The following is a 13,609-nucleotide window of genomic DNA, read 5'->3' on the forward strand; positions in this document are numbered from 1 at the left end:
GGGAGTTTCCGCGCTCGAAAGCTTTGCAGTCATCGCAAAGCCGAATCCGAAGGACAAGCCAATGCTGACCCGGTCCGCGAGCCTCCGGTCCGCCGCCTTCGCCGCCGTTCTCGGGGCCTTGGCCCTGACGGCCTGCTCGAGCGGCTCATCCGACCCCTTCGTCGGCTTCGGTCCCAGCCCGCCGCTGCCCAACCCGCAGAAAAGCCTGATCCCGATCCTCGGCGCCCCGAAGGCCGTCGGCTGGCCAGCCGACGCGGCGCCCAAAGCGCCGCCCGGCTTCGTTGTCACCCGGTTCGGCCAAGGCATCGACCATCCGCGCTGGCTGCACGTGCTGCCGAATGGCGACGTTCTTGTCGCCCAGTCCTCGTCTGAGCCGAAGCCGGCCAAGACCCTGCGCGCCTGGGTGCAGGGCAAAATCATGAAGCGTGTCGGCTCGACTCAGAAGAGCCCCAACCGCATCACCTTGTTGCGCGACGCCAATGGCGACGGCGTCGCCGAACTCAAGACCACCTTCGCCGAGGGGCTGAAGCGGCCGTTCGGCATCGCCCTGGCCGGCGGCTATCTCTACGTCGCCAACGACGATGGCGTCGTCCGCTTCCCCTACCGCGACGGCCAGACCCGCGCCGAGGGCGCCCCCGAGCCGGTGTTCAAGCTGCCCGGCGAGCCGCGCAATCATCACTGGACCAAGAACGTCGTCGCGACCCCCGACGGCGCCCGCCTGTTCGCCACCGTCGGTTCGAACTCCAACATCGGTGAGAACGGCATGGACATCGAGGAGGGTCGGGCTGCGATCTGGACCTACGATATCGCCGGGCGCGGCCTGCGCCTCTATGCCACCGGCCTGCGCAACCCCAACGGCATGGCCTTCGAGCCGCAGACCGGTCAGCTGTTCACTGTCGTCAACGAGCGCGACGAGATCGGCAACGACCTCGTGCCCGACTATCTGACCTCCGTCCGCGACGGCGGCTTCTACGGCTGGCCCTACAGCTACTGGGGCAAAACGGTCGACACCCGGGTCAAGCCGCCCCGCCCGGAGCTGGTGGCGACTGCGACGCCCCCCGACTACGGCCTCGGCGCCCACACCGCGTCCCTAGGGCTGACGTTCTACACCGGCCAGGCGTTCCCGCAGGCCTGGCGCGGCGGGGCCTTCATCGGCCAGCACGGGTCGTGGAACCGCCGGCCGCTCGCCGGCTACCGCGTGGTATTCGTGCCCTTCGCCGGCGGCCGGCCGCAGATGCCGGCCAAGGAGTTCCTCACCGGCTTCCTCAACGACAAGGGGCAGATCCAGGGTCGGCCGGTCGGCGTCGCGGTCGACGCACGCGGCGGCCTGCTGGTGGCCGACGACGTCGGCGACATGGTCTGGCGGGTCATGCCCGCCGCCTCCGCCGCTCCGCCGGCCTCAGGTCCGGCGACCTAGGTGCGGCCGGTCACCGGGATCAGGGCGCCGGTGGCCGCGCCGGAGGCGGCGCTGGCCAGGAACAGCATCACCTCGGCGATCTCCTCCGGCGGCGTCCAGGCGGAGGCGTCGGCCTTCGGCATGTCCGCGCGGTTCGCCGCTGTGTCGATGATCGACGGCAGCACGGCGTTGACGGTGACGCCGTCGGCCTTCAGCTCGTCCGCAAGCGCGAGCGTCAGGGCGTGCACCCCGGCCTTGGCGGCGCCATAGGGGCCCATCCCGGCGGCCGGCTTCAGCGCCCCGTTCGCCCCTACGTTGACGATCCGCCCGGCCGGGCTTCGCCGCAGGTGTGGGATCGCCGCCCGGGCGGCGTTCGACGCCGTCAGCACGTTCATCCGGTGCATGGCGACCCAGCTGTCCGCAGAGCCGTCGGCCACGGTCTCCCAGCGGAAGCCGCCGGCGATGTTCAGCAGGGCGTCGAGACGGCCGAAATGGCTGGCCGCCGCATCGATCGCGGCCGTCGTCGACGCCGCATCGGTCAGATCGACGCCGTCGAGAGTCAACACGCCGGCCTCGCCCGGAGACGGCGAGCGGACGATCCGCGCCAGCCGCCAGCCGCGCTCGGCCGCCATGCGCCCAACCACCGTCCCCAGCGCCCCGCTCGCGCCGGTCAGCACCATCACCCGCTCAGCCACCGAACACCTCCTTCAGGATCGACTGCAACGCGGCCGCGTCGGTCTCGTCGAACGCCGCCGACCGCTCGGAATCGACGTCCAGCACGGCGATTAGGCGTCCGGCCGCGTCCCTGACCGGCAGCACGATCTCGCTGGCCGACCGGCTGTCGCAGGCGATGTGGCCGGGAAAGGCGTGGACGTCCGGCACGATCTGGATCTCGCCCGTCGCCGCCGCGACGCCGCACACGCCGCGCCCGAAGGCGATGCGCAGGCAGCCGAGGGTCCCCTGGTACGGTCCGACCACCAGCTCTTCCGGCTTGACCGGATCGACGACGTAAAAGCCCGTCCAGAAATAGTCGTCGAAGCTGTTCGCCAGCATCGAGGCCACCGTCGCCATCCTCGCGACGAGGTTGGTCTCGCCGGCCAGCACCGCGGCGATCTCCTCGGCCACGGCGGCGTACCGCGCGGCTTTCCCGGAGGGGAGCAGCTTGTCGTTGAAGGCTTCGGCCATGCCGCGGGTCTACTCCCGCGGCCGGGGCCGGTCACGCGGCCTTTTGGGCCCGGCTCACCCGCTGCTGGACCACGGTCTCCAGGTGGCGCAGCACCTTGGACGCGATGTGGGCGTCCTCCGGCGGCGTCTCCAGTAGAGTCCGGATGGCGTTGAAGTGGACGTCGAGGACCGCGGCCTCGCAACGGTCCGCGCCGCCCATGGCGTCGGTGTAGGTCATCAGCAGGTTCGAGGCCTGCTCGACCATCTCGTCGCGCACCTGGCGAGCGCGAAAACTGGTGTGCTGCATGACCCGGTAGGTCATCTTCAGGGTCTCGCGATCGACGCCGCCGCGCACCTGGATCAGGCGCCGCAGAGCCTCCAGCTCGACGCTGATGGTGTCGCGGGTAGCCGAGCGCTCGACCTCGTCGACCACCTCCTCCGGATCGCTCATCCGCCGCAGCGGGCCCGAATAGCTGAGCTCCACGCGCCGCCGACGGTCCGGGCCGATATAGGCTTCGCTGACGATGAACGGCCGCGGCTTGGTCAGCACAAGCTGGATGCGCGACAGCAGGGCCGCCGGCGTGAAAGGCTTGATGACGAACTCGTTGACCCCGGCCAGCCGGGCCTCCTCGACCTCCTGCTGACTGCGCCGCGCGGTGACGACGATCACCGGCACCTGCGGGTTCGGCACAAAGCGGTCGGGATGCACCGCCGCGCGGCGGATCGAGCGGGCGAGGTCAAGGCCGCCCATCAGCGGCATGTTCCAATCGGTGAAGATCAAGTCGGGGTGCCAGCGGCTCAGCATCTGCCGCGCCCGCAGGCCGTCCTCGGCCATCTCCACCCGGCCGACGCCGCCGGCCCGCAGCACGTCGCCGATCAGCCGCTGGACGTTGGCGTTGTCGTCGACGACCAGCACTTTCAGCGAGGACAGGTCCTCGGGGCGCAGGCTGGCGCTGGGCAGGGTTCGGCGGGACATCGGACGGCAGCCTTCGAAAGTCGTTTCCAACCTTTGCCGCAACGACGTTAGGAAGGGGTTTATGCCGCAAGACGCCGGCGCCCATTGCCGCCGGCCACCGACACGGCCTTAACTGGACGGCCAGAGGGGATCACCTTTGCGCCCGATCACCATCAACGACGTGGCCCGCGCGGCCGGGGTCTCGACGAAGACCGTCTCGCGCGTCCTGAACGGCGAGCCACATGTGCGTCAGGAGATCCGCGACCGGGTCGCCGCCACCGCTCGCGACCTCGATTACCGGCCGAACGCCTCTGCCCGGGCCCTCGCCGGCGCGCGCTCGTACCTGATCGGCATGTATCTCAACAATCCGAGCCGCAGCTACCTCAGCCAGGTCGAGCAGGGCGCCATGCGCGCCTGCCGCCAGGCCGGCTACCACCTGCTGGTCGAGGACATCTCCGGCGATGGAGCGACCCTGCGCTCGCGTATCGCCCAGTTGCATGGGGCCGTGCGGCTGGACGGGGTCGTCCTGACCCCGCCCCTTTCGAACAATGCAAGCGCCCTGGCTGAGCTCGACGCCCTGGGCGTTCCTTACGTGCTGATCGCCCCTGGCCCGCAGACCGGCGCCGCGGCCGCGCCCCAGGTCGTCATCGACGATCGCCAAGCCGCCCTGGAGATGACCCGCCGACTGCTCGGTCTCGGCCACCGGCGCATCGCCTTCCTCGCCGGGCCGGAGGGGCACGCCGCCGCGGCGACCCGGCGCGAGGGATACCTCGCCGCCTTGCGTGAGGCTGGCGTCGCGCCAGAGCCGTCCTGGACCATGCGCGGCGATTATACCTTCCGCAGCGGCCAGGCCGCGGCAGAGACCCTGCTGGCGCTCGAGCCACGGCCGACGGCGATCTTCGCCGCCAACGACGACATGGCCCTCGGCGTCCTCGCGGTCGCCCAGCGCCTGAAGCTCGACGTCCCCGGCGCGCTTTCGGTGGCCGGCTTCGACGACACGCCCAGCGCCGAGATGGTCTGGCCGGCCCTGGCCACGGTGCGCCAGCCCATCGAGGACATGGCCGCCGCCGCCGTGGATCTCCTGGTGCAGGCGCTGCGCCGCCCGGCGCCGGCCAGGGCCGAGACGCAACGGCTCGACTTCGACCTCGTGATGCGCGGCTCGGTCGGCCCGGCCGCGGTCAACTGACCGGGACTTCGCCCTCGTCCTCGCCGTCCCAGTAATGAATGCGGCCGGCGTGGACCTTCAGCAGCACGACGCCCGGGGTCGACGGGCCCTCCGGCCACCAGCGATCGAGATCCGAGTTCCAGTGCGCCTCGAGTTGGGCGCGGTCTTCGATCACCTCAGCCTGGCCTTCGATGGACAGGAACAGCGGCGGCTTGCCGAGCAGCCCCTTCGAGCCTTGGGCCGAAATGGTCACCTTCGGATCGGCGCTGACGTCCGCGAACGTCCGCGATTCCTTGTCGACGAAGAACCAGCTGTCGCCGTCATACTCGACGTCGCGGTTGTTGCTCATCGGCCGCCCGGCGATCTGGCCGCCGGTGGTGTGGGTGTTCAACATCACGAAATCGATGTCGCGCAGCGCCTTCGCCACCGCCTTCAGATCCATGTCGCTCATCCGAGAGCCTTCCTTGTTCCTCGCGGCATTCGGAAGCCGCGGGGCGGGGGATAGTTCCGGCGCCCCTTGGGCGCGCGACGCCGAGACACTGGACAGCGGCTTTTGGATATCCAACATACGGTTTGTACGACGAACATAGTAATGCCCGCTTGAGGAGAGATTTGGTCGGACATGGCCACGATCGCGCGCGCTAAATTTGTCTGCGCCCTAGCCGGCAGCGTCCTGCTCGCCGCTCTCGCGGCGGGCCCGGCGGCCCCTGCTCAGCAGGCTGAGGCCGCTCCGCCGTCGGAAGTTCCCGGCGCCGTCGGCGACGTCGCCGGCCAGGTGCCAGCTCAGCACCGCCACGCCCTTGCGGCGCCCACGACCGGGACGCAGGCCTCGGGCGCCCGCGCCGGCAACGACTGGTGGGCGCCTGGTGACGGCCGCCGGCTCGGCCAGCGCGTCGAGTACCGCAACGGCTCGGGCCGCCTGGCGCTGCTGAACACCTCCGGTCCCATCGACACCAAGGGCCACCCGTTCTTCACGCCGCTCGGCTCAAACGGCCGCGCCTGTGTCACCTGCCATCAGCCGGCCGACGGCATGAGCATCTCCGTCGACACGATCCGCGCCCAGTGGGAGCGCACCGGCGGCAAGGACCCGCTGTTCGCCGCCGTCGACGGCTCCAATTGCCCCAGCCTGCCGCAGGGCGAGCGCGCCTCGCACTCGCTGCTGCTCGACCGCGGCCTATTCCGGATCTTCCTGCCCTGGCCGCCCCGTGCGGCCGACGGCACGCCCATCGAGCCGGAGTTCACCATCGAGGTCGTCCGCGACCCCACCGGCTGCAACCTCGACCCGGTTTATGGGCTGAAGAGCGCCAACCCCATGGTGTCGATCTTCCGCCGCCCGCGGCCGGTCGCCAACATGAAGTACCTCCTGGCCCTGCCCAGCGGCGTGCCGCCGCACGAGTATTTCTTCTATAACGACAAGTCGCTGCTGCCCCGCGACCCGGAGACGGGCAGGTTCGTCTCCCTGCAGCTGCTGTCCGACGGCCGTCAGCCCACCTTGAAGACCCAGGCTGTCGACGCGACCCTCAACCATCTGCAGGCCCATGGCCGCCCGACCCAGGAACAGCTGCGCCAGATCGTCGAGTTCGAGCAGCAGGTCTTCGCCGCCCAGGTCCACGACAACCGCGCCGGCGCCCTGACCGGCCCCGGCGCCCCTCCCGGCCTCGGCCCCGAGATCCTGGCCAAGGGCGACGCCGGCTTCCTGGCCAACAACCAGCAGAACAAGATCTTCGGCACCTTCTTGATGTGGCTGGAAGCGCTGGTCCCTGACCGCGAGACGGCCGCGCAGAAGGCCCAGCGTGAGGACCGTCAGTCGGTCGCTCGCGGGGCCGACGTCTTCATGCGCAAGCGGTTCCTGATCCGCGATGTCGGCGAGTACAACAACAAGGGCCTTTCCAACCCGTTCAAGCGGTCCTGCGCCTCGGGCTGCCACAACACCCTGCTGGCCGGCATGGACCTGGCGCCGGGCTTCATGGACCTCGGCACCAACACCTTCCCCGACAACAGCCGGCCGGACCTGCCGATGTTCCGCATCGTGTGCAAGCCGACCGCCCGGCCGCACGCCTTCAAGGGGCGGGTGATCTACACCACCGACCCGGGCCGCGGCCTGATCACCGGCAAATGCGCCGACGTCGGCTCGACCATGACCCAGCAGAGCCGGGCTCTGGCTGCCCGCCCTCCCTACTTCGCCAATGGTTCGGCCGGGACCATCGGCGAGATGGTCGACTTCTACGATCGCCGTTTCAACATCGGTTACACCGATCAGGAGAAGCGCGACCTGGTCGCCTTCCTGGGGACCCTCTGATGCGTCGTCTGCTCGCCGCCAAGGCCGCTTTCGTCGGCCTTATGGCCGCCACCCAGGCGGCCGCCGAGATTCGTCCGGGCGACCACGTCTCTTTCGTCGCCTGCCCGATCGCCCAGGACGTCGGGCCGGAAGAGGACCTGTGCTTCTTCGCGGAGAACCGCGGCGAACGGTTCGCCCTGCGCACCCAGATCATCGAGGATCTCGGCCCGCTGCTGCGCCACAAGGTGCTGGTCGAGGGTACGGTTCAGGACGGCCCGCGCGCCTGTGGCGGCTGGCGGCTCGAGGGGATGACCTCGTCCCTCACCGAGCTTTCCATGGAGTGCAATGAGGTGCGGCCGCAGATGGGCGAGGGGCGGGCGCCGTCGCCGCAGGCCCTCGCCGCCCAGGCCGACTTGGACGCGCGCCTGCGCGCCAATCCCGAGCTTTCCGTCCAATCGACGCCGTCGCGCATCCCGGTCTTCGCCGGGCCGCCGCCAAAGGCGTGGGAAATGCCCTACAACTTCGACAGCGACCGCGGGAACGGCCCCTCGCTCCAGATCCTGGTCGCGCTTGTGCAGCAGGCGCGGCGCGACAACGCCGGCAAGATCCAGGTCCACGCCTGGCGCGGCGCCTCGCGGCTCGAGAACGGCGAGGTCATGGAAGAGCTGGAGGGCCTGGCCGAGCGCCGGGCGAAGAAGATCGCCGGCATCATCGCGGGGCTCGGCTACCCGGCCGAGCGCATCGAGACCAAGTGGACCGAGCGCCCCGACCGCCCGGACGGCAAGACCGACTGGACCAAGCGCCGCGTGCGCGTCGAGGTGGCGAGCTAGGCCTTCAGACCTTGTTCGCCACCGCCACCATGGTCTGAAGCAGGACGTTGGCCCCGGCCGCCAGATCCGCCGGGGTGGCCGCCTCCGCCTCGTTGTGGCTGACCCCGCCCTCGCAGGGCACGAAGATCATCGCCGTCGGCGCGAAGGCCGCGGTGTGCAGGCTGTCATGGCCCGCGCCGCTGACCATCCGGCGATGCGGGTAGCCGAGTTCCCTGGCCACCCGCTCGATCTGGTCAACCAGGCTTGGCTCGAAGGGCGACGGAGCCATCTTCCAGACACCCTCGATCTGCGCCTCGATGTTCGATGCGCCCGCCTTCGCCGCCACCAGCTCGCGGAACTCCGCCACCATACGGTCCAGCACCGCCCGCTCCGGATGGCGCAGGTCGACGGAGAACACCAGCTGCTCGGGCACGGTGTTGCGCGCCCCGGGGCTCGCCTTGATGTCGCCGATCGTCGCCCGACCCCAGGGACCGTTTCGCTCGGCCAACGCCAGGGCGCCTTCGATGATCGGCGCGGCCGCGCGCCAGGGATCGCGGCGCATCTCCATCGGCGTCGGGCCGGCGTGCGCCGAGGCGCCCGACAGAATGACGTCGAACTGCTCGGCGCCCTGGATGCCTGTGACCACGCCGATGGTGTCGCCGACGCTGTCCAGGATCGGGCCCTGCTCGATGTGGGCTTCCAGCATCGCCGCATAGGGCTTCGGCTTGGCGGGCCGCGCGCCCTTGTAGCCGATGCGCGCCAGCTCCTCGCCGACCGTCCGGCCCTCCTTATCGACCCGCGAATAGGCGAACTCGAGGTCGTAGGTGCCGGCGACGACGCCGGAGCCGAGCATCGCCGGGGCGAAGCGGCAGCCTTCCTCGTTGGTCCACACCGCGACTTCCAGCGGGCGGCGGGTGACGACCCCGTTGTCGGCCAGGGTCCGCAGCACCTCGACGCCGGCCAGCACGCCATAGACGCCGTCGAACTTGCCGCCGGTCGCCTGCGTATCGAGATGGCTGCCGGCCAGCACCGCCGGGGCGTCCGGCACGGAGCCGGGACGGCGGGCGAAGATGTTGCCGATCTCGTCCACCTCGACCGTGCAGCCGGCCGCCTCCACCCAGCGCACGAACAGGTCGCGGCCCTGCTTGTCGAGGTCGGTCAGCGCTTGGCGGTTCGAGCCGCCGCGGTCGGTGGCGCCGATCTGCGCCATCTCCATCAGGCTGGCCCAGAGGCGGTCCTGGTCGATCTGGAAATGAGAGGACATGCGGAAGCTGGATCGGAGCCTAGCAGGTTTGTGAACGACGGCTGAGGCCAGGCGGGGTATAAGTAGGGTCTACATGCGTGCCTACCTGAAGATACGCAAGTTCAACTGGCCTTAGCGGCGCTGCCTTTCCCGCGATAACTTCCGCGTCTGAAAGCCTGCGTCAGCCGCATTTCATGCGGTCGGATCACGTCGAGTCGTGTGCGGCGCTCAGACAACTTGAACGTGCATGCGCATAGGCCCCCGCAATGTCAGAACTTAAGAGTTGGATTGAACAGAACCGTGTGGCCGAGGTCGAATGCCTCGTGCCGGACATCAACGGCGTGCTGCGCGGCAAGGTGCTGCCCGCCGCAAAGCTGCTGCAGGCCGAACGCAACGTGTCGCTGCGCCTGCCGGCCAGCGTCTTCAACGTCACCGTAACCGGTGAATACGCCGACGTCGACGAGGACGAAGGCGCCTTCCACGACCCCGACATGACCTTGCGGCCGGACCCGGCGACCCTCTGCCTAGCCCCGGGCTTCAAGACCCCGACCGCCTATGTGTTCGCAGACGCCTTCCATACCGACGGCGAGCCCTGGACCGTCGCTCCGCGCCATGTCCTGCGCACCGTGGTCGAGCTCTACAACGCCCGCGGGTGGCGTCCGATCGTCGCTCCGGAACTGGAATTCTACCTCACCGAGATCAACGCCGACCCCGACCTGCCGCTGGCGCCGCCGACCGGCCGGTCCGGCCGCGCCGAAAGCTCGCCCCAGCCCTACGGCCTCGAAGCGATCACCGAGCACGAGGAGCTGATCGAGCGGATCTACGAATACGCCGAGGCGGCCGAGCTGGGCCTCGACACCATGATCCACGAATCCGGCACGGCGCAGCTCGAGATCAACTTCCTGCACGGCGAGCCGATCCGGCTCTGCGACCAGGTGATGGTCTTCAAGCGCATCGCCCGCCAGGTCGCCCTGCAGCACCGGGTGTACGCCACCTTCATGGCCAAGCCGATGGAGCAGCAGCCGGGCAGCGCCATGCACCTGCACGTTTCCGTCGTCGACAAGGCCGGACACAACCTGTTCGCCGACGCCGATGGCGGCGACAGCGAGATGTTCCGCCACTTCATCGGGGGCCTGCAGCACTACCTGCCGGCGATGACCCCGCTCCTGGCCCCGAACGTCAATTCGTTCCGCCGTCTGCGACCGAACTTCAGCGCTCCGACCAACGTCGAGTGGGGTTACGACAACCGCACCTGCGGCCTGCGCGTCCCAATCTCCGGCCGCCACGACCGGCGGGTCGAGAACCGTCTGCCGGGCGCCGACGCCAACCCGTACCTGGCCATCGCCGCGACGCTCATGAGCGGCTATCTCGGCATCGAGGAGGCGCTCGAGCGCTCGCCCCAGATGAAGGGCAACGCCTATCATCACGCACGCACCCTGCCCCGCACCCTGGAGCACGCCCTGGAGCGGTTCAGCGAGTGCGAGCCGGCCCGGCGGCTGCTCGGCGCGCAGTTCTGCGACACCTTCACCTGCATCAAGGAGGCCGAGCTCGAGGCCTTCCAGGGCGTGATCAGCTCGTGGGAACGCGACCACCTGCTTCTGAAGGTCTGACGCGGGAGGCTCAAGTGAGCGAGGGCGCTTCTCGATGGCGCGGCCAACCGCGGCGGCCGAGGACGAGCGCCCCGGCGAGCTGATGGCGGTCAATCTGTCTGGAGGTGATTGCCCCGGCCGAGGTGTGACGTCCTCGGGCCGGGGCGCGTTATCCGCGTCAGTGACTGGAGAGAGCTGACACGTATCGAAGGCACAGCCCGAGCCGACCATGCTCCGATGGATGCCATCCTACCACCGTCGGGGGCAGGAACCAAATGTCGGGAAACGCGCAAGCAGGAAGACGCGGCCCTGGACGCTCTCCTCGCCAGGGCCGCGCTTGTCACGTGGCGTGCGCATTTGGGCTCGGGACGCACCCCACGTAAGCAGAGGGCGCCGGGGTCGCCGACGCCGATTTTCGGACTGAAAGCCCCCTCCAGAAGCAATCTGTCGGGGCTATGACGACGCGGGGCCGGAGCCCCCCTAGGTCGCACGCAAAAAAAGTTTCAGTAGCCGGCGAACAGGGTGACCCCGACTGTGCGCGGCCGCTGCGGCGTGATCTGCGGATCTTGGAAGGGATTGAAAGGATTGCCGAAAGCGAAGGTGTCGTCGAAGGCGTCGGTCGGGTTTGTGACGAACAGCTGCACGCCCCGCCCGTCCCGGCTGACCTCGGCCACCAGCCGGTTGCGGAAATAGCCGCCCATCTTCGGCAGCGTCGACGGGTTCCAGGTGACGCCGGAGCGGCCGACATAGGTCGTCTCCGCCGCGAGCCCCAGCAACCAGTCGTCGAACACTTCGCGACGATAGGTCACGGCCGCCCCGCCCGAGAACGGCGGCGCTCCCGGCAGGCCGTTGGCGAGCTCGGGCACGAAGTCGGTGTTGACCCGGGTCGTGTCGGCGCGGGCCACACGGCCGTTCAGCTGCACCGTCAGGTTCTCCGTCCAGCGCCAGGCCAGCTCGCCCTCCAGGCCGAACACCTGCACGTCGCCGGCGTTGGTCGTGTAGGGGATGCCCGAGTCGCGGAACTGGTCGGTCTGGACGTTCTTCCACAGGGCGTAGAACGCCGCCGAGTTCACCGCCAACCGGTTGTCCAGCGCCGTCAGCTTCAGCCCCGCCTCGAGGTTCCGCAACCGGTCCGGCTGATAGACCTCGCGCGACGCGATGGTGTGCGGTTTGGCCCCGCTCGAATTGACGCCGCCGCCGCGGTGCCCTTCCGAGAAGACCAGGTAGGCGAGGTCGCCCTCGCCGAACTCGCGCTGCAGCGAAACCTTCGGCGAGAAACTGGTGAAGTGGGATTCGCGGTCCAGGCTGCGGCGGGGGAACCGTTCCGAGACGACCAGCGACCGCGTCCGCGTGCGGTGGGTGAACAGCCGCCCGCCGAACGCCACCCGCCAGTCGTCCGCCAGCAGGTACGAGACCTCGCCATAGGCGGCGAGCTCTTCCGTCCGATCGCGCCGGTCGTCGCGGTAGACCATGCCTTCGATGACGCCGGACGGCAGGTTGACCTGGGCGATCAGCTCGCTCGGGGAATGGCCCTTCGTGCTCGAGGCGTAGACCCCGACCAGCCAATCCAGCGGCCCGGCCCCGCGCGATGTCAGGTACAGGTCCTGGACCAGCATCCGGGTGCGGTTGCTCTCCGTGTAGATCGAGGTGTCCGCGATGTCGGTGTAGGTCTTCTGGACCTCGGTCGCGTCGTAGATGCTGTCGAAGGCGTGGCGGACGAAGCCCGTCGACGAAGTCAGCTCGGCCCAGTCCCAGGCCCCCTTCACCGTCAGCGACGCCATGGCGATGTCGTTGGCGTGCGGCTCCGGCACACGACTCGCGCGGGTCAGGCCCATGCCGGGCCGGGTGTAGTGGGTGTCCCGCGACCTCAGCCGCTGGGCCGCGCCGGTAAGCTGGATCGACCAGTCGTCGGCCGGCCGGGCCAGCAGGCTGGCGCGGCCGCCGCGGCGGCGGGTCTCGTCGACGTCTTTGCGGCCCAGGTTGACGTCGTCGAGGTAGCCGCCCTGGCGCTCCTCGTAGCCCGACATCCGCAGGCCGAGGCGGCCGCGCAACACCGGCACGTTGACGTGGCCTTCGACCGCGCCGCTCGGCGAGCCGCCGCGGGTGTCCGCCGCCGTCGCCCGCAGCTCGCCGCCGAACCGACTGAGGTCCGGCCGGCGCGAGACGATCCGATAGACCCCGGTGATCGAGCCGGCGCCGTAGAGCGCGCCCTGCGGCCCCCGCGCCACCTCGACCCGCTCGACGTCGACCAGCCGCAGGTCCGGGTCCGGCGCGCTCCAGTTCAGCGGGATGTCGTCGAGGTAGGTGGCGACCGTCGAGCGGGCCCGGCCGGTGTAGACCCCGTCCGACAGGCCGCGCAGCAGCAGCTTGTTTCGCCCAGGCCCCAGGTTCGTCGACAGCACGCCGGCGAACTGGCCGGAAGCGTCGGCGACGTCGGCCGCCGCCCGCCCGCGCAGCTCCTGGCCTGAGATCGCCGTCACCGCCACCGCCAGCTCGCGCGGGTCGCGGACCCGCTTCGTCGCCGTGACCAGCAGCTCAGACACCACCGGCGGAGCCGGGGCGGCCGGCGTCGCCGCCCGCGCCCGGCGCCTGATTTCCACCGCCCCCGGCGCCACCGCCGACCAGGTGCAGGGCGCGCCTTCCAACAGCTGATCGAGCGCCTGGGCCAGGGTCATAGCCCCACTGATTCCCCGCGCGGTCCCATCGCAGGCTCCGGCCCCGATCAGAGTAACGTTGGCTTGCTGGGCGACGTCGAGCAGGGCTTCGGAATAGCGCTTGGCCGGGACGAAGAATTTGATGCGGGCAGGCGCGGCCGCGGCCGGGCCGCCGACGCCCAACCCAACGGCCACGCAGGTGAGTGCGGCCGCAAATTCCCGACGCCTTCGGATGACCTTACTGCCCTAAACTTGGCCTACTTCCGGTGAAGCAGGAGTCCCCTCTCCGAGGGTACCGATCTTACGGGCAGCATCAAGGAAAGTCGCCCCGCGATCGCCTGCGGGTCGTCCAGCAC

Annotated in this window: 11 protein-coding genes; 5 read left to right on the plus strand and 6 right to left on the minus strand. The window is 69.8% G+C overall.

Going from position 1 to position 13,609, the window contains the following annotated elements; all coding sequences use genetic code 11:
• Positions 1 to 61 precede the first annotated feature (61 nt).
• Complete coding sequence (locus tag ACILRF_RS09820; protein WP_395672382.1) at positions 62 to 1,417, plus strand: PQQ-dependent sugar dehydrogenase; 1,356 nt, start codon at positions 62 to 64, stop codon at positions 1,415 to 1,417.
• Here ACILRF_RS09820 and ACILRF_RS09825 read toward each other — a convergent pair.
• From ACILRF_RS09825 to ACILRF_RS09835, 3 genes are read right to left on the minus strand one after another with little or no spacing between them, the layout of a single operon-like run.
• Positions 1,414 to 2,091, minus strand: coding sequence for an SDR family NAD(P)-dependent oxidoreductase (locus tag ACILRF_RS09825; RefSeq protein WP_395672362.1), 678 nt, complete (start codon positions 2,089 to 2,091; stop codon positions 1,414 to 1,416). The two genes, ACILRF_RS09820 and ACILRF_RS09825, sit on opposite strands and share 4 nt — an antisense overlap.
• On the minus strand, positions 2,084 to 2,581 hold the full coding sequence (locus tag ACILRF_RS09830) for a GAF domain-containing protein (RefSeq protein WP_395672364.1): 498 nt from the start codon (positions 2,579 to 2,581) through the stop codon (positions 2,084 to 2,086). The genes ACILRF_RS09825 and ACILRF_RS09830 overlap by 8 nt, the downstream gene beginning before the upstream one ends.
• A gap of 31 nt (positions 2,582 to 2,612) precedes the next feature.
• A complete protein-coding gene (locus ACILRF_RS09835) occupies positions 2,613 to 3,536 on the minus strand; it encodes a response regulator (protein WP_395672366.1) in 924 nt (307 codons plus the stop codon).
• 136 nt (positions 3,537 to 3,672) lie between these two features.
• Between ACILRF_RS09835 and ACILRF_RS09840 the strand changes: the two genes are divergently transcribed.
• On the plus strand, positions 3,673 to 4,701 hold the full coding sequence (locus tag ACILRF_RS09840; RefSeq protein ID WP_395672368.1) for a LacI family DNA-binding transcriptional regulator: 1,029 nt from the start codon (positions 3,673 to 3,675) through the stop codon (positions 4,699 to 4,701).
• Here the strand turns inward: ACILRF_RS09840 and ACILRF_RS09845 are convergent.
• On the minus strand, positions 4,694 to 5,131 hold the full coding sequence (locus ACILRF_RS09845) for a pyridoxamine 5'-phosphate oxidase family protein (RefSeq protein ID WP_395672370.1): 438 nt from the start codon (positions 5,129 to 5,131) through the stop codon (positions 4,694 to 4,696). The two genes, ACILRF_RS09840 and ACILRF_RS09845, sit on opposite strands and share 8 nt — an antisense overlap.
• Positions 5,132 to 5,302: 171 nt before the next feature.
• Between ACILRF_RS09845 and ACILRF_RS09850 the strand changes: the two genes are divergently transcribed.
• Both ACILRF_RS09850 and ACILRF_RS09855 read left to right on the plus strand, forming a co-directional pair.
• Positions 5,303 to 6,979: a hypothetical protein gene (locus ACILRF_RS09850; protein WP_395672372.1), complete on the plus strand. Its 1,677-nt coding sequence runs from the start codon at positions 5,303 to 5,305 to the stop codon at positions 6,977 to 6,979.
• Positions 6,979 to 7,788 carry a hypothetical protein gene (locus ACILRF_RS09855; RefSeq protein WP_395672374.1) on the plus strand — a complete coding sequence of 270 codons (810 nt, stop codon included), beginning with the start codon at positions 6,979 to 6,981 and terminating at the stop codon, positions 7,786 to 7,788. The genes ACILRF_RS09850 and ACILRF_RS09855 overlap by 1 nt, the downstream gene beginning before the upstream one ends.
• Positions 7,789 to 7,792: 4 nt before the next feature.
• Here ACILRF_RS09855 and ACILRF_RS09860 read toward each other — a convergent pair whose 3' ends face one another.
• Positions 7,793 to 9,031 carry a Zn-dependent hydrolase gene (locus tag ACILRF_RS09860; protein WP_395672376.1) on the minus strand — a complete coding sequence of 413 codons (1,239 nt, stop codon included), beginning with the start codon at positions 9,029 to 9,031 and terminating at the stop codon, positions 7,793 to 7,795.
• A gap of 281 nt (positions 9,032 to 9,312) precedes the next feature.
• Here ACILRF_RS09860 and ACILRF_RS09865 point away from each other — a divergent pair, with 281 nt between their 5' ends.
• On the plus strand, positions 9,313 to 10,620 hold the full coding sequence (locus ACILRF_RS09865) for a glutamine synthetase family protein (RefSeq protein WP_395672378.1): 1,308 nt from the start codon (positions 9,313 to 9,315) through the stop codon (positions 10,618 to 10,620).
• Between the two features lie 482 nt (positions 10,621 to 11,102).
• On the opposite strand, the gene ACILRF_RS09870 is transcribed toward ACILRF_RS09865, so the two are convergent.
• Positions 11,103 to 13,448 (minus strand): TonB-dependent receptor, encoded by a 2,346-nt coding sequence (locus tag ACILRF_RS09870; protein ID WP_395672380.1) that lies wholly within the window; start codon positions 13,446 to 13,448, stop codon positions 11,103 to 11,105.
• Between the last annotated feature and the right edge of the window lie 161 nt (positions 13,449 to 13,609).

The organism is Phenylobacterium sp., assembly GCF_044236515.1.
In the GTDB taxonomy this organism is placed as follows: Bacteria; Pseudomonadota; Alphaproteobacteria; order Caulobacterales; family Caulobacteraceae; genus Phenylobacterium.

Excerpts from the sequence above, each read along its gene's own strand:
- ACILRF_RS09860 (WP_395672376.1), bottom strand. The coding sequence starts at position 9,031 with ATGTCCTCTCATTTCCAGATCGACCAGGACCGCCTCTGGGCCAGCCTG.
- ACILRF_RS09855 (WP_395672374.1), top strand. The coding sequence starts at position 6,979 with ATGCGTCGTCTGCTCGCCGCCAAGGCCGCTTTCGTCGGCCTTATGGCC.
- ACILRF_RS09820 (WP_395672382.1), top strand. The coding sequence starts at position 62 with ATGCTGACCCGGTCCGCGAGCCTCCGGTCCGCCGCCTTCGCCGCCGTT.
- ACILRF_RS09835 (WP_395672366.1), bottom strand. The coding sequence starts at position 3,536 with ATGTCCCGCCGAACCCTGCCCAGCGCCAGCCTGCGCCCCGAGGACCTG.
- ACILRF_RS09845 (WP_395672370.1), bottom strand. The coding sequence starts at position 5,131 with ATGAGCGACATGGATCTGAAGGCGGTGGCGAAGGCGCTGCGCGACATC.
- ACILRF_RS09830 (WP_395672364.1), bottom strand. The coding sequence starts at position 2,581 with ATGGCCGAAGCCTTCAACGACAAGCTGCTCCCCTCCGGGAAAGCCGCG.
- ACILRF_RS09850 (WP_395672372.1), top strand. The coding sequence starts at position 5,303 with ATGGCCACGATCGCGCGCGCTAAATTTGTCTGCGCCCTAGCCGGCAGC.